The sequence below is a fragment of the Bacillus sp. PSXD-155 genome, assembly GCF_049310765.1.
In the GTDB taxonomy this organism is placed as follows: domain Bacteria; phylum Bacillota; class Bacilli; order Bacillales; family Bacillaceae_G; genus Bacillus_A; species Bacillus_A cereus.
Genome location: NZ_JBMOWC010000079.1, coordinates 1 through 15,298, shown reverse-complemented (window position 1 = coordinate 15,298; position 15,298 = coordinate 1). Strand labels below are relative to the sequence as shown.

Genomic DNA, 15,298 nt, shown 5'->3' with positions numbered 1-15,298 from the left:
GAAGATATAGACAGAAATTTAATTAAAAGAGTAATAAAATACTTAGTAGAGATAGTCCTTAATTGGGATGACAATATGTTAAAAGAAGGATGGAATAAAAAACTAATTAAAAAATACAAATTAAATGGTGCTGTTTGTATGATTTATCGAGGAAGCCCATATGCAATGTTGAATGATGCATATCCAGGTCGTTTTAAAGAATGGGAATTTAAAATGGCTCCTCTTAATTTTTGGACAAGAGAAAAAGGATTAGAAGCTTTAAAGTGGACTATTGAAATAAAAGAGAAGTTAACGGATGAACAATTATTACAAGTGTATGGGACTAAATGGCTAACTCAACATAAAATAATTTCACCATGTGCTAAATTTTTTAATCATAGCCCCTACATTATGCTGAATGCTTTATATCCAGGGAAGTTCCGAGAATGGGAAATGAAACAAACTCCAAGTAAATTTTGGACAAGGGAAAATGCTTTGGAAGCATTACGATGGACTATTGAAGAAAAGGAAAAATTAACAGATGAACAGTTGTTTGAAGTATACAATATTAATTGGTTGAAGCAACATAACCTGGTTTCGGCTTGTCAAACTCATTGGAGAAATAGTCCATACAGCATGTTACACGCCTTGTATCCGAATCGTTTTAAAGAATGGATGTTTAAAGTTACACCAAGTAATTTTTGGACAAGACAAAAAGGATTAGAGGCTTTACGTTGGACAATAGAAGAAAAAGAAAAGTTAACAAATAAACAACTATTATGTGTATATAATCAACCATGGTTAAATCGACATAAATTAAATACACCAATGAAAAGATATTGGAATGGAAGTCCCTATGCTTTTCTCAATGCTCTATATCCAGGGATATTTAAAGAATGGGATATGAAAATGGCCCCTATTAATTTTTGGACAAAAGAAAAAGGGTTAGAGGCTTTAAAGTGGACTATTGAGGAAAAAGAAAAATTAACAGATGAACAGTTGTTACGAGTATATGGAGCTAAATGGTTACAGGAACATAAAATAAGTACTCCTTGTAGTAAGTATTGGAATGGGAGTCCCTATGCAATGCTAAATGAATTATACCCAGGACGTTTTAAAGAATGGGAATTAGAGAATGTTCCTTCAAATTTTTGGACAAAGGAAAAATCAATAGAAGTTATCAAGTGGAATATTGAAAGTAAAGAGGAATTAATTAAAGAAAATTTAATACAAATTATCAATACCGAGTGGATTAAAATACATCGGTTAATAACACCATTTAATAAACATTGGAATGGAAATATTTACGCAATGCTGAATGAATTATATCCAGGAGATTTTAAAAAATGGGAACTGAAAAAGGTTTCTAATAATTATTGGACAAAAGAGATTGCCTTGGAAGTGATTAGAGAAATATTACAGGAAAAAGGAAATGTATCTAATGAAGAATTTCTACAAGAATATAATATGGAATGGATTAAGAGAAACGGACTAACTACGCCCTTAGCAATGTATTGGAGTAATAATCCATACAATTTATTACATGATGCATATCCAGATCGTTTTACACAAGAAGTAATAAAGGCGTATAAGCGAATTCAGCAACTCCGTCCTATAATCCCTCAAGATGTGGGATTTAGTCATAGAAGTTCAAATAGTGTATTAACAATAGAAGAAATTTACCAAGAAGTGTTAAATGGAAAAAGAGATGGTTTTCCTTATTATGTTTGGAGTGAAGGCGATAAAAAACTTTTAGCAAGAAGAGTCACAAAATACTTAATTGAAGTAATTTTGAATTGGGATACAGAAGAGTTAAAAAAAGGTTGGAGTGGTAAGATTATTAAGAAATACAAATTAAGCGGTATGGTATCTTTAGTATACAATGGAAGTCCATATGCAATGTTAAATGATTTGTATCCAAACCGCTTCAAAGAATGGGAATTAAAATATACACCAAGTAATTTTTGGACGAAAGAAAAAGGTTTAGAGGCATTAAGATGGACGATTGAGGAGAAAGAACAGTTAACAGATGAACAGTTATGTAAAGTATACAGTCAAAAATGGCTTGTAAAGCATAAGTTAGCTTCACCATGTTCTCTGTTTTTTAATAGTAGTCCATATATGATGCTAAATATGTTATATCCAGGTCGTTATAAGGAATGGGAATTAAGCTATACACCAAGTAATTTTTGGACGAAAGAAAAAGGGCTAGAAGCCTTAAGATGGACAATTGAGGAGAAAGAAAAACTAACAGATGAACAGTTGCTAAAAGTTTATGGTGAAAAATGGTTGCAAGAAAAAAGAATACTTACACCTTGCTGTAAGTATTGGAACTGTAGTCCCCATGCAATGCTAAATGAATTATATCCAAGTCATTTTAAAGAATGGGAACTAAAGAATGTTCCTTCAAGTTTTTGGACAAAAGAAAAATCACTAGAAGCCTTAAGATGGACAATTGAAGAGAAAGAAAGGTTAACAGATGAGCAATTAAAAAAAGTTTATAATATAGCATGGATAAAAAAACAGCGATTAATAACTCCTCTTATGACATATTGGAATTTAAGTCCCTATGCAATGTTAAATGAACTATATCCAGGTCGTTTTAAAGAGTGGGAATTTAGTGTAGTACCTAGAAACTTTTGGACGAAGGAAAAAGGATTAGAGGCATTAAGATGGACAATTGAGGAGAAAGAAAAATTAACAGATGAACAATTATTACAAATCTATAGCAATCAATGGCTTGTGAGAAATAGACTTGTGACACCATTAAATAAACATTGGAACAACTCTTATGAAATGTTAAACGATTTATACCCAAATCGTTTTAAAGAGTGGGAACTACAGAAGGTCTCTAAAAATTTTTGGACGAAAGAAAAAGGATTAGAGGCATTAAGATGGACAATTGAGGAGAAAGAAAAACTAACGGATGAACAGTTATTAAGAGTATACGATATAACATGGATTAAAAAACACAGAATAGGTATGCCAGTCTATGAGTATTGGAGTAACAATCCTTATTTGATGTTACATGATCTATATCCTAATAAGTTTTCGAAAGAAGTTATGAAAACTTACGTGTCAGTGCGTAAGTGGTTTAAAGACTTTTTTGAAACGGAAGGGTATTCAAAAATACTAAATTTAGTGTGGGAAAATAGCTATGTACATGGTGATACATTTGTTTTTACAAAGGTAGAAAGAGAAGAAGTTATTCAATTTTTTTACCAAATTAAAGGAACAAGTTCTATTAAGTCACGTTATAACGAACTTAAAGGAAGAGAAGAATGGTATTGTACACTAAGTAAATGGCATCCACTTGTCTTGAAGTTAAAAGAACTAGGTTGGAAGAATCCTGAAAATAGCTCAAGTAATCTACAAAATCGGTATATGGCTGTTAACTAAATAAAAAATGGGATGTCATATTTTCGAATAGAACCTGTATAGATTGCAAAAGACTTTTCACATGATATAATATAAGTACAAATAAAGGTATACTCCAGTCAATAAAATCATACAATAAAAAAAGAGAGCAACATGCGCTAACATGTGCTCATCTTTGGGTAACTGCTACCGTCAAGGTGGTGGCTATCAATTAACGCTTATATTTACGAAAACCACCCTTTTTCTTTTGCTTTGGACGGCGAGAAGAAAGGGTGGTTTTTCGTTGATCTAAAAATTTCTTTTTAAATAAGTGAGCTGTAATTTCTCGAATAACAGCTTTTATCATCTCTTTTAGAAACTCAAGAAAAACTTCCATGGCTAGTTCACCCCCCTTCTTTTCCAATTGGAAAAAAAGAGGACAGCCCTTCCACCCTAACCTCGCATTTACCTGGTATCATTATAGCATAGATTCCGATTTTGCTGTTTTTTTAGTAAGGAAGATAACCTTTAACACATTCTAATAGGGGGATGGAAATGGCGAAAAGCGATATAGAATTAAATAAACAAGTTAAAAAACATAAGTTATTAGATTTAACTTTTAATTTTGAGGAAGCGAACCACTACCTTCAATCTGTTGTACAGACAAAAAAGTTGTACCAATTGCTTTTATTAATTCTAATAAGCTTCGTTTTAATTTACACGCCTTTATGGAATTTTTTATATACAAACTTCTTTAATGAAAAAAGCAAATATGTGAAAGCCATGCTACAAGCATGTTTTTATACGATACCAATTGTGATTCCATTTTTCTGGATTTTTAAGTTTGATATTCAAAAGATTTTTAAAAAATTCACATTGCAACAGTATAAAAAAACATGGTGGATTGCTCTATATATCATTTTTGTAATAATGTTTGTTGCATTAACAGTTAGTACAATTACATCATTTGAATTTGCTACAAATCAAGGGTTTGTAGGTGAATGGAAGCTGATTTTGTTTCGTATATTTGTGCTGTTTATTCAGCTATTCGGTGAAAATTTAATTTTTATTTCGTTATTACTAGGTTGTTATAAATTGCTCCAATATGTTACCTCTCACGAACGCACAATTATAATTATATCTTTTCTGTTAGCAAGTATAATTTTTGGGATATTACACCTTCCAACCTATAATTTTAATCTTATACAGTGTATTTTTTTTATCGGTATACCTGCTTTACCTCATCTAATAGTATTCGTGAAGTACCAAAACGCACATATGGGATATTGGGTACATTTGAATTATGATTTAATGTTATTAGTATTAGTACTTTTATAACATAGATCTAAATAATTAAAGCTTGTTTGTCAAACGTCATTCGTAAATAGGAATGGCGTGTTTTTGTACTTTTTTTAGGTACAAATTCAAAAAATGGAGCTTTTATCATATTTATTAATGTGCCTAGAATTTTATATGGATGGTGAGGAAATATGAATCATTATCAAATGTTATATAGTACTCCGTATCTTTACCCTTCACAAATGCTTAAACAAATGTATAACGAGACTAACAAGGAAGAAAATGTTTGTGCTATACGAGATCATATGTTGCGCTATGATGTTTATTTAGATCGGCAATACAAATTTTATTATTACTTAAGTCAAAAAATCGAAGAAGATTTATATGGTGATGAACAGGCTGTCTCCTGGAATGAGCTATTAGATGAGTATCAACTTTTTAAGGATGGTAAAGGGAATTTGTCCATTAAACCAAAAGGATGGGGTTAATATGACAATCATTGGAGAATTAGGTATTGTGTATGGCGTGACGGGAGCTTCAGTTTTAGGGATTAAATTTTTGAAAAAGAAAGGTTTTTACCTTCCAGGTTGGTTGCTACGTGCGGGTCTTAAATGTCTACTAATTGGAACTGTTTGGTACGTTCTAATGGATATACTAGATGTGTTTCTACGTTAGAATTACATCTGGTAGTTGAAAATGGTTATAATAACGCATCTTGAACGGTTGTTTCTAAGCTTCCACACAAGCTCAACTACCTTAAGGAGGTATGGAGGTAATGTTATCACTTTTATTAATACCAGCAACCTTTATTACTGTAGCATATTTTTACCAAAGTAATGGACCGAGTGATAAGAAAAAGATTGCAACGTTTTTTGAAATTACAAAGGTATGTGTTCAACATAAAGGGGAATTACAATACCCCATTTTTATAAAAGAAATTAAAGATGATATAAGTATGAATTATGTTTACAAGTTACCACTTGGTGTACCTAGTCAACTAATCCGGAAGTTAGCTGAAGTATTAGAAGAAGGTCTATATAAACCTGTTAAAATATCGTTTCACCAAAGAGAGCTTCATATTCGAGTATTTAGCCAACGAATACCTGAAATGTGGAATTGGTCTAAAAGTCTATTAAAAGAGCATACATGGAGAGTTATGATGGGGAGAGCGTTAGATAAACAAGTGTATCATGATTTCGAGAAAACTCCGCATATGTGCGTGTCGGGTATGACACGGTTTGGAAAAACAGTATTCCTAAAAAATGTGATGACTAGTTTGATTTTGCAACAATCTCAACACGTAAAATTTTATATTATCGATCTAAAAGAAGGGCTGGAATTTAGTCCCTACAAAGAGCTATCCCAAGTTGTAGAAGTAGCTGAAAATCCAGAACAGGCGTTAGAAATGTTGATAAGGGTACGTGAAAAGATGGTAAAACAGATCGAAATGATGAAGAAGTCCTATTTTACCAATATCATAGATACATCAATTAAAGAACGCTGCTTTATCATAGTAGATGAAGGAGCAAATCTATGTCCTACACAGGGATTACCTAAAAAACAACGTGATGTATTATTTTTGTGCCAGGAGATGTTGTCCGAAGTCGCAAGAATCGGAGGTGGTTTAGGGTTTCGACTCATATTTTGCACTCAATATCCTACTTCTGATACATTACCAAGACAAATTAAACAAAACTCTGATGCGAAAATAGGCTTTCGATTACCAACAGCGGTTGCTTCCCAAGTCGCTTTGGATGAACCAGGACTGGAGGATCTGCCATCCCTGCCAGGAAGAGCATTATTTAAAACTGATCGTACAGAAGAAATCCAGGTACCTTTTTTAAAGGATAAAGATATGTGGGCGTTACTAAAGCAATACAAGGTGGTGAAGCAAAATGAGGCACCAGAAGTTCAAACAGAGAGCGAGACAAATCGAGATTTTATCGAGTTTAAATAAGCTGGAATTTGCTTCTAGGAGGCAATTGCAAGCTATTCATGCTCTTGGTAGCATTCGAAATGCAAATCGTATTTTGAAGGATCTACGGCAATATTGCCATGTTACCTCGCATAACCGAGAGTATGTTTATTATCTCAATAAAAAAGGTTGTGCCTTATTAGGATTAGAACCAAATGAAAGAAAAAAGAAACATCAACTTGAACATATACTTTTAAGGAATGAAGCTTGGATGTGGCTGGGCTTTCCCGATTGGAAAACAGAACAAGTTATAAAATTTAGATACCAAAATGAAGAAAAAATAATTGTACCAGATGCTTATTATTTAATAGATCAAGTACCACACTTCGTTGAAATTGATAGGCTGCAACATATGACGACCAATGAAGAAAAAATAAAATATTATGCTTTAATTACAAAGCTATATAAAAAACAAAGTGATGTCGTACCAAATATTTTATTTTTTACAATATCAGACTATCGTGAACAAAAGTTAGAGAGTTATGGAATAAAATATAATGTGTATGTACGTACATTTCTATTAAAAGAAGTTTTATAAAGTTAAAAAGCACAAGGTAAACTCTACTCCTTGTGCTTTTTACATGTCCCAAAAATCAGTTATTTTGGCACTCCTGTCAACTTTTTTAATTGCTCGAAAAATTTTTTGGATGACTGGGAAGCTTGGAGTGTGAGATTTATTATTACATAACCTCGAAATTGTATTACGACTAACACCGGTTGCTTCTTCTAATTCCTGCTGCTCTATTCCATTTTGATCTAACCATTTTCCTAGATTTGTACGGTTTTTCTTTTTTCCTTTCATGAAAGTGCCTTCCTTTCTTTAATCCTATGTAACTGTTATTTTTGACACTTTCAATGAAGTTTATACGTATTCACCATGGATGGTGCATATGTATTTCCGGTGGTGCATACAATAAAAATAGATGAAAAGGATTATAGATTTTTTGTAATTATTTTGTGGAATATAGCATACATAATAATAGCTACAAGATGCGAATAGGCTGAAATATAATTGCATCTTGTTGCAAAGGATATTCCTAAAAAAAAAGAAGCTCCCACCCCTTCATGTAAAAGGGATGAGAGCTTTTTTATAGTTTAATTGAATGGTTATAAAAATTAAGTGAAAAAATTTTGATTATCGAAATTTAGTATTGATTGTCGTTCGCTATTTCTTATAAGGTTTCACGACAGTTATCACATACATTTTTAGAATCAGCATGACGACTTTGATGATATTTTTCACATTCATCTTCATATTTTTTTTTACATTCATCCAAATATTCTTTATCAGTTACAACTTCAATTATTTCATCAATTGTCTTTGATAGATCTAAAGAATATCTGATTTCTATACCATGATTTTGAGCCATGTTAAGTAAGTCAGGGTGCATTTTAAAAGGTGCTCTATCTTTATCTTCGCTAAAGTCTGCTTTATTATCTGTCACAAAATATAAAATTGCATCTTTTTCTTCTTTTAATTTACCTATTAAGCTTTGAAATAAGAGAGCATCCCCCATACTGTTTTTCTTTTTATGAAATGGAGCCATGCTTTGTAAAGCCATATCAGTGGCTGCTAACTTTATTTCATCATTGGTATGTATTGGTACGCCCAAACCTAAAATTTGATCAATTAGTGAAATGGTTCCCTCGTTTACGTATTCAATTTGCTCCGTTATAACCGACTCAGCTTCTGTAATTAATGTATCTAGTTGCATTTTTTTCTCATTGTCTGTAATCATAATATCTCTGAATTTTTTTGTCTTTTTAAACATGTCGTTAAATTCGTTTCTTTTATTAATTATGAGTTTTTCTTTTTTATTTTTATCCCATTCTTTTCTTAACTGCTCTGGAATTAATAAAATAGCATCTTTTTGTTGATTAAGATCAGCTAATTTAGCGAAAAGATCAAAACTACCTTTATCGGCATTATTAATCCAAACACAAGTATCTAAGAACATATATATATTTTTGTCCCTAAGTATTACATGACCACTAAGTAATGAATGCTCACTCTCTATACGCTCTATTCTTTTTTTGTTCCTTTTCGAAAAGTCATTAGGTTGAAACGACCTATAACTTGCATTATCTAGTGTGATATCCACTAATATATCGTAGATATCCATAACTTTCTTTTTGTTCATTTTACCTACCCCCTTTGTGTAGTAAATATAGTTTTATTGTACAGTTAACTATTACTTTAGTGAAATTTTAGTAATTATTAACACTTTATATAATTTCACGTACCATATTAATATTTTTTATAAAGGGATTGTATAAACCTAAAAAGAGGGTTTATAATAAGAACAAACGTTCTGTTTTTGGAGGTAAAACAATGTTTGATTACTCGAAATGTATGAATCGAATGATTTTCTGCATAGACCTTTGTTCTTTTTTTGCAAGTTGTGCATGTGTAATGAGAGGATTAGATCCCTTGAAAGTAAAATTAGCTGTCGTTGGGGATGTAAATAGAAAAGGATCAATAGTACTTGCCGCCACTCCCGAACTTAAAAAAATGGGCATTTCTACAGCAACAAGATTATATGAAATCCCAAAAGATCCGAACATTATTATCGTGAATGCAACAATGAAAAGATTCGTTGAAATTTCAAATCAAATTACTGAAATCTATACAAAATATGTAGCGCTTGAAGATCTACACGTTTACTCAATAGATGAGTGCTTTCTAGACATGCAACAAACAGCGCATCTTTTCGGACGTGATCCAATTGTAATTGCTAAAAGAATTCAAAAAGAGATATATGATACAACGGGTATAACTGCATCTATTGGAATTGCACCTAACTTATTTCTTTCAAAGGTGGCTTTAGATGTGGAAAGTAAACATTCAAACTCTAGAATTGCAATGTGGTCATACGATGATGTTTCGAAAAAATTATGGGAAGTTAAGCCCCTTCGCAAAGTATGGGGAATCGGAAAGGCTACGGAAGAGGCATTGCACAGCATGGGACTATTTTCCTTAAAGGAAGTTGCAAAAACGCCTAAAGAAAATCTGATTAAGAGGTTTGGCAAAGTAAAGGGTGAAGAGTTATATCGCTTCTCATATGGTATAGATGAGAGCCGGATTGCAAATAAATACATTCCAAAAAGTACCTCTATTACAAAAGGACAAATCTTGTTAGAGGACTGTTTCAGCCCAAATAAATTAAAATTACTCCTTTTAGAACAAATCGAAGAAACTTGTTTTCGTTTACGATCTATGGATAAATGCTGTCGTACGGTTGAGCTTTCTATAGGCTATAGCAAATACATCGGTGGAGGTTTTAAACGAGCGATTACCTTAGATCAACCGACATGTTTAACGGAAGATGTCTATGCTGCTTGTTTAAGCCTATTAAAAAAGTTTCACTCTGGTCATCCGGTGCGCCAAATACACATCACACTAAAGAATTTGACTAGGGACGATGCAATTCAAATGTCACTGTTCGAAGATACTTCTCAAAAAGATACTAAAAGGAAATTAGCAAAGACAATGGACGGAATCCGGCATAGATATGGTAAAAATTCAATTATGCGTGGAATTAGCTATATTAAAGGGGCTACACAAAGAGAAAGAAACGGAAAAATAGGTGGACATAAAGCATAAGGAGGAATACAGAATATGATTGATAGAGGTATGATGCGCTGGGTTCCATTTTCAGCCATAAAAGAACAATTTGAAGGATTAAATGAAATGTATGAAAAACAAAACGAAGTACCGATGCCTATTTTAGATGAACAAAAACTAGATCTTATAAATGATATTGTGTGTTGTGCAATGGCTGAAAATAAGCAAGTAAGTATTTCATACCAAAAAGAGAACAAGGTATATTCCGAAGTGGGTTATATTCATTACTACGATATGGTCTGTAATGAATTAAGATTTAGGAACCAATATGATAATGTACTATATATAAAAATTAATCATGTAACAGATATAAAATATACATAATCATCTACAAAATAAAAAGTATCTATGTGAAGACTTCATGTTATTATGATTAAGTTATATTAATTCTGATTAATATGTAGGTGAAACAAATGGAAAATAAAGAACCTAAACAAGAATACGATCTAAGTAAAATATACGCATACAAGGAGCTGCCAGATGAAATTAGCGGTCGTTGCAATAATTGTGGCAATACCTCATTCAAGAGTTCCGTTAAAGATTTCATCTTTTTAAGAGAATGTCGTCAATGCGGTATGAAGAAAACCATATAGTCCTATCCGGGGCTTTTTTCTTTATAAGCTAAAAAGAACCTAAAAGTAAATTTAATAAAGATATACATAGGGGTCACCCAGCCAAAATGTTCACTGCTTACCCTGCACATCGTGTGGGGATTTTTTCTTAACGTACAGGAAATCTGCTTTTTCTATGTCGAAAATTGTTTAGCGTATATTTTTGTTCAAATGTTGGTGGTACGTCTCAAAGGGGAGGAATACGGAATGTATTACAGTTAATAAATATGCAATATTGCATATTCTTGTATGAGCACAATGAAAACGTTATAAATAGTCGTATTTTCCTGTTTGATGTTTTAATTTCTTGATACTCAAATATTAATTTATTTAGTTTAACGGGTAGACAGTATTTGGAAAAAACGTTAAGGTTGTTGTGTAAGATATAAAAATACTTGAGGGGGAATTTTTATGTTCAAGAAATTAGTAGTTGGGGCATTAGCGACTGGTATTATGTTATCTAGTGCAGGTGGCGCGATGGCTGCAACACCTAATACTGAAAGTCCAAAACCAGAAAAGGTTACTATGACAGCGACACCAATTGAAAAGATTGGGAAATATGTACATGGGTATGCTTACAGAGAAGAGATACCGAACGTATTTACAGAATCTAGTACCGGTATCACGTGGCACTTGAAAAGAGCATATGTAGGTACGAATGGTAATTGGACAGCTTATTTTGAAGGCTGGCGTGTGTAAGATATAAAAATACTTGAGGGGGAATTTTTATGTTCAAGAAATTAGTAGTTGGGGCATTAGCGACTGGTATTATGTTATCTAGTGCAGGTGGAGCAATGGCTGCAACACCTAATACTGAAAGTCCGAAGCAAGAAAAGGTTACTATGGCAACACAAGTGGTCTTTAATACAATATATGGGTATTTTTCTAGAAATTCTATACCGAACACAACTGTACAATATGGTGTAACGTGGTACTTGAAAAATGCATGGCAAGAACCGAATGGTACATGGACAGGTTATTTTGAAGCTCGGATTTAATTAATTAAATCTATTTATAATAAAAAAGCCTTTTATAAGAGGCTTTTTTATTTGTGTAAAATCATAAAGAAAAGACACCCTAACGAGTGCCTTCCTCCGATTTGAACCACTTTAATTTTAATAACATGTACAAGTATATCGTATTCCTATCCAATTACCATTTTACCATATTTATCTATATTTTTGTTAAGAAAGGTGAATTAAATCAGTATGTTATTAAAAATAAAAAGCTCCATATATAGGAGCTTTCATTATAGGGGTCACCATATCATTTTGGGGAAATTGTACGCTAAGGACTACAAAACCTTATCATTACAGTGTTTTTTAAAGATGAGTGCATGTTCAGAAAGATAAAATCCTAAATTTAATTGAACATTGATTTATTTACACATTTTATGAACACGATTATAGCTAGGAAACGTTGATATTATTGAGTTTTATCCTCTGTCCATAAACATAAGATTTTCTGAACAAATAGCTCTTAACGTACAGCAAAAGGGGTTAATTGTGACGAAAATATGTCTAAACGTACAATTTTCTTTTTTTGATAAGGTGACCCACATAGGAAAAAGAGTCCGTTATTATTAGGACTCTTTATTTATGATTACTCATGTATTCCTTCATGAGATCCACACTTTTATTAGCAATTGTTTAAGAGTTTAGGAAGCCTGTTTTTTACGAGAACGAATTTTTCTATACCGACCGTGTTTTACAACATGCCGAACGTCTATTTCTTTATAACCTTTATTTTGGATAGTTTCTGAAACATCTACGATAATTGTGTTAGTTAAAATATTTACTACATAACCATTTAATTTTAAAGAAGGATTCTTGCGATCTGAAAATTGTACATAGTCACCAATTTTAATTGTTGGAACTGAAATAGTCTTTTCCATAAAAATACCTCCAAAATTTGTAATGTTATAAACTAACTTTCAAATTATTAAGTATGTTTTTTGTTTTTAAGAATTTATTCGCTTTTATATAAAGCTCGAAAAGTTCAGCGCTTAAAGTAACAGTCATATTATCCCTCATACATTTAAGGATTATGATATCTTGTTCTTCATGTTCAAACATTTTTGCATATCCTAATACCTGATATACCCAACCATTCTTTTTATGAACATAAAATTCACCACGTTTTGCTTTAGCTGCTTTCATACTTGCTCCTCCTCTGATTTTAAAATTTAAAACCCATAGAGAAACCCAGCAATCAAATATGTAGTAAAAAGCATCGCTATAGCAATACCAAACGTTCCAAAGAACCAAATTTGAGAATTAATACAGTCCTCAATTCCAAACCATTCACATAAGGATCTATAACTCTTTAAAGCATCTTGTTTGAAACTTATATGCTCTAATTCTTTTGATTGATTCTGTGTTATAATGGAATTACAATTGTTAACTTTAGATAAGGTATTTGCCATTCGAATCACCTTCCTAGTTAATGATGGAAAAAGTCCTGACTATCTGGCGGTGGTAAGGGCTTTTTCTTGTTTACTATTTGCGAGTTAGTCTGTTCATACCATTACGTGTAACTAACCAAACTTTCCCACTTTTTCTCGCTTCATTCTCATAGAACTTTCCTCGGTTGCACCACTTATTAACAGTGTTTTCCGCAAGTCCCCAAATTTTTTCAGCTTCTCTTGTTGTATAAACGGAAAATAGAGCTTCCTCTAATTCTCCATTTTTAATTTCATCCATTAGTTGTTGTAGATCCCTCCTTTGTTTTCTTATACTTATTATAATATCTCGTTGTCTTGTTTGCAAGACGAATTGTTGAAATCCATCTTATTTTCGTTCGACAATATAGTTTAAATCAAAATTGAAATGATAAAATTGTTAATTATAAGGGGGCTAACAAATGAAATATATTATTGATAGTGTCATTAATTATGTAGAACAAGAAAACACAAATTATGCGATTTTAATTAACGGAGAATGGGGTTGTGGGAAAACTTACTTTTGGAACAATGTCCTTAAGAATGAGATTGAAAATATTGAACTAAACGGCAAGAAGCAAAAGACCGCCTATCTATCTCTTTATGGCATTACAAGTATTGAAGAAATTAATAAAAGAATCGTAGTAGATCATGTTTTTAAAAATAGTGAAACGTTTAAAAGTATAAGTGAAAGTAAATGGGGAGGACGATTAACAGAGTTAGGAAAAATGGCTGTGGGAGTTGTAAAAAACCTTGAAATCCCCATTATATCAGAGGCTATGAACACAGAAATAAATTATGAAAACTTACTTAATTTCACTGATACTGTTTTATGTTTTGATGACTTAGAAAGAGCTAATTGTGATATTGCAGATATATTGGGTTACATTAATAATTTTGTGGAACATGATGGTGTTAAAGTTATTATTATTGGGAATGAAGACGAAATATCCACTCGATTAAATACTCAAAATTATGAAATGAAAATGATTACCTCTTCAATTATTTTAGAAAAAGAAGGTGCATTTACAGGGACAAATGGTGATTCCAACGAATTAATTGAAAATAAATTAAGATCACTATTCAATAAAACGGATACATATAAGAGAATAAAAGAAAAACTTATTGGAAAAACTTTATCATTAACTTCAGATTTTACTCAAATTACAAAAGAAATAATTCGAAATTATCAGGACGAGTCATTAAGAGTATTTTTGATGGATAATTTATCAATAATAGAAACAACTGCTCAAAACAGTGGTGCTAAAAACATTCGTATCTTGAAACAAGCCTTAGATGATTTCAAAATAATCTATGGACACTATAATGAAAAATATAAGGATTTAGACAATCGAATACTTTCTTCAATACTTAAATTTACGCTTGCCGCTTCATTTGAGATTAAGACTGGTATTGAAGAAAATGATAAACTAGAAGTTATAAGATCTAATTCTGATTTCATATCACATGTCACATATTCGGATATGATAAGTAAAAATAAATCAAAAGATTATATTAAGGCTTTTAAAACTAAGTACTTTAATGACTCTAATAATTACAATGATCTTATTTACTTTAAATTCTCCGAAATACTAGTTCGAAAAGGAATATTTAATGAGGAAATTTTTGAACATGAAATGAATGAAATTAAAATCCAATATACAGATGATACACCATCTTATCTAAAGCTGTTAAGAAGTGGGTATATGGAGCTAGAGGATGACGTGTTTTTTGATGCTATGGACACAGCTTATCGTAAGTTGGTTAATGGTGAAATGAAATTCACCTGGTATTTCAAAGCTTTTGTACTATACAGACAGTTAATAAAAGTAGGGCTATTTGAAAAGGAAATTAGCGAACTTAAGCAAGAGTTATATGAAGGGCTAAAAAAAGCTGGGGAGCAAGCTACAGATTATGTAGATTCACTTACCTTATTATGGGGATATGAAGCAAATCCAGAAGATAGTGATTTACAAGAATTTAATAGTAAAACAATTGAAATTAATAGAACA

Annotated in this window: 19 protein-coding genes; 12 read left to right on the top strand and 7 right to left on the bottom strand. The window is 31.8% G+C overall.

What is annotated here, in order from left to right:
* Positions 1 to 3,378, top strand: a 3,378-nt coding sequence (locus ACO6VI_RS31225) for a hypothetical protein (protein ID WP_422425006.1), incomplete at its 5' end; no start/stop codon positions are given.
* A 190-nt stretch (positions 3,379 to 3,568) separates the two neighbouring features.
* Here the strand turns inward: ACO6VI_RS31225 and ACO6VI_RS31220 are convergent.
* Positions 3,569 to 3,733 (bottom strand): hypothetical protein, encoded by a 165-nt coding sequence (locus ACO6VI_RS31220; protein ID WP_000451649.1) that lies wholly within the window; start codon positions 3,731 to 3,733, stop codon positions 3,569 to 3,571.
* A gap of 158 nt (positions 3,734 to 3,891) precedes the next feature.
* On the opposite strand from ACO6VI_RS31220, the gene ACO6VI_RS31215 reads away from it, so the two are divergent.
* The 5 genes from ACO6VI_RS31215 (at position 3,892) to ACO6VI_RS31195 (ending at position 7,148) form a co-directional block, all read left to right on the top strand.
* Complete coding sequence (locus tag ACO6VI_RS31215) at positions 3,892 to 4,674, top strand: hypothetical protein (protein ID WP_422425004.1); 783 nt, start codon at positions 3,892 to 3,894, stop codon at positions 4,672 to 4,674.
* A 152-nt stretch (positions 4,675 to 4,826) separates the two neighbouring features.
* Complete coding sequence (locus ACO6VI_RS31210) at positions 4,827 to 5,123, top strand: hypothetical protein (protein WP_001017153.1); 297 nt, start codon at positions 4,827 to 4,829, stop codon at positions 5,121 to 5,123.
* A 1-nt stretch (position 5,124) separates the two neighbouring features.
* A complete protein-coding gene (locus ACO6VI_RS31205; protein ID WP_000152452.1) occupies positions 5,125 to 5,310 on the top strand; it encodes a hypothetical protein in 186 nt (61 codons plus the stop codon).
* Between the two features lie 100 nt (positions 5,311 to 5,410).
* Complete coding sequence (locus tag ACO6VI_RS31200) at positions 5,411 to 6,592, top strand: FtsK/SpoIIIE domain-containing protein (RefSeq protein ID WP_422425002.1); 1,182 nt, start codon at positions 5,411 to 5,413, stop codon at positions 6,590 to 6,592.
* On the top strand, positions 6,531 to 7,148 hold the full coding sequence (locus ACO6VI_RS31195) for a replication-relaxation family protein (RefSeq protein ID WP_043924990.1): 618 nt from the start codon (positions 6,531 to 6,533) through the stop codon (positions 7,146 to 7,148). Before ACO6VI_RS31200 ends, ACO6VI_RS31195 begins: the two co-directional genes overlap by 62 nt.
* A gap of 39 nt (positions 7,149 to 7,187) precedes the next feature.
* On the opposite strand, the gene ACO6VI_RS31190 is transcribed toward ACO6VI_RS31195, so the two are convergent.
* The gene (locus ACO6VI_RS31190; RefSeq protein WP_088080627.1) at positions 7,188 to 7,412 is read right to left on the bottom strand and encodes a helix-turn-helix domain-containing protein; all 225 of its coding nucleotides are present in this window, start codon (positions 7,410 to 7,412) and stop codon (positions 7,188 to 7,190) included.
* A gap of 370 nt (positions 7,413 to 7,782) precedes the next feature.
* Positions 7,783 to 8,751, bottom strand: coding sequence for a PIN domain-containing protein (locus ACO6VI_RS31185; RefSeq protein ID WP_422425000.1), 969 nt, complete (start codon positions 8,749 to 8,751; stop codon positions 7,783 to 7,785).
* Between the two features lie 191 nt (positions 8,752 to 8,942).
* Between ACO6VI_RS31185 and ACO6VI_RS31180 the strand changes: the two genes are divergently transcribed.
* The 5 genes from ACO6VI_RS31180 (at position 8,943) to ACO6VI_RS31160 (ending at position 11,844) form a co-directional block, all read left to right on the top strand.
* The gene (locus tag ACO6VI_RS31180; protein ID WP_422424999.1) at positions 8,943 to 10,214 is read left to right on the top strand and encodes a DNA polymerase thumb domain-containing protein; all 1,272 of its coding nucleotides are present in this window, start codon (positions 8,943 to 8,945) and stop codon (positions 10,212 to 10,214) included.
* Positions 10,215 to 10,229: 15 nt separating this feature from the next.
* Positions 10,230 to 10,559 carry a YolD-like family protein gene (locus ACO6VI_RS31175; RefSeq protein WP_090978849.1) on the top strand — a complete coding sequence of 110 codons (330 nt, stop codon included), beginning with the start codon at positions 10,230 to 10,232 and terminating at the stop codon, positions 10,557 to 10,559.
* Positions 10,560 to 10,648: 89 nt separating this feature from the next.
* A complete protein-coding gene (locus ACO6VI_RS31170) occupies positions 10,649 to 10,828 on the top strand; it encodes a hypothetical protein (protein ID WP_422424998.1) in 180 nt (59 codons plus the stop codon).
* A gap of 429 nt (positions 10,829 to 11,257) precedes the next feature.
* The gene (locus ACO6VI_RS31165) at positions 11,258 to 11,545 is read left to right on the top strand and encodes an LCI family antimicrobial peptide (protein WP_422424996.1); all 288 of its coding nucleotides are present in this window, start codon (positions 11,258 to 11,260) and stop codon (positions 11,543 to 11,545) included.
* Between the two features lie 29 nt (positions 11,546 to 11,574).
* On the top strand, positions 11,575 to 11,844 hold the full coding sequence (locus ACO6VI_RS31160) for an LCI fold-containing protein (RefSeq protein WP_422424995.1): 270 nt from the start codon (positions 11,575 to 11,577) through the stop codon (positions 11,842 to 11,844).
* 659 nt (positions 11,845 to 12,503) lie between these two features.
* Here the strand turns inward: ACO6VI_RS31160 and ACO6VI_RS31155 are convergent.
* The 4 genes from ACO6VI_RS31155 to ACO6VI_RS31140 all read right to left on the bottom strand — a co-directional run bounded on the left by ACO6VI_RS31155 (position 12,504) and on the right by ACO6VI_RS31140 (position 13,548).
* Entirely contained in the window at positions 12,504 to 12,740 is a 237-nt protein-coding gene (locus ACO6VI_RS31155) for a DUF2187 domain-containing protein (RefSeq protein ID WP_422424993.1), read from the bottom strand.
* A gap of 25 nt (positions 12,741 to 12,765) precedes the next feature.
* The gene (locus ACO6VI_RS31150; RefSeq protein ID WP_416809218.1) at positions 12,766 to 13,005 is read right to left on the bottom strand and encodes a hypothetical protein; all 240 of its coding nucleotides are present in this window, start codon (positions 13,003 to 13,005) and stop codon (positions 12,766 to 12,768) included.
* 26 nt (positions 13,006 to 13,031) lie between these two features.
* Positions 13,032 to 13,271 carry a hypothetical protein gene (locus ACO6VI_RS31145; protein WP_085313542.1) on the bottom strand — a complete coding sequence of 80 codons (240 nt, stop codon included), beginning with the start codon at positions 13,269 to 13,271 and terminating at the stop codon, positions 13,032 to 13,034.
* A gap of 73 nt (positions 13,272 to 13,344) precedes the next feature.
* A complete protein-coding gene (locus tag ACO6VI_RS31140; protein WP_016106976.1) occupies positions 13,345 to 13,548 on the bottom strand; it encodes a helix-turn-helix domain-containing protein in 204 nt (67 codons plus the stop codon).
* Between the two features lie 160 nt (positions 13,549 to 13,708).
* Here ACO6VI_RS31140 and ACO6VI_RS31135 point away from each other — a divergent pair.
* A partial coding sequence (locus ACO6VI_RS31135) for a P-loop NTPase fold protein (protein WP_422424991.1) occupies positions 13,709 to 15,298 on the top strand: 1,590 nt, incomplete at its 3' end.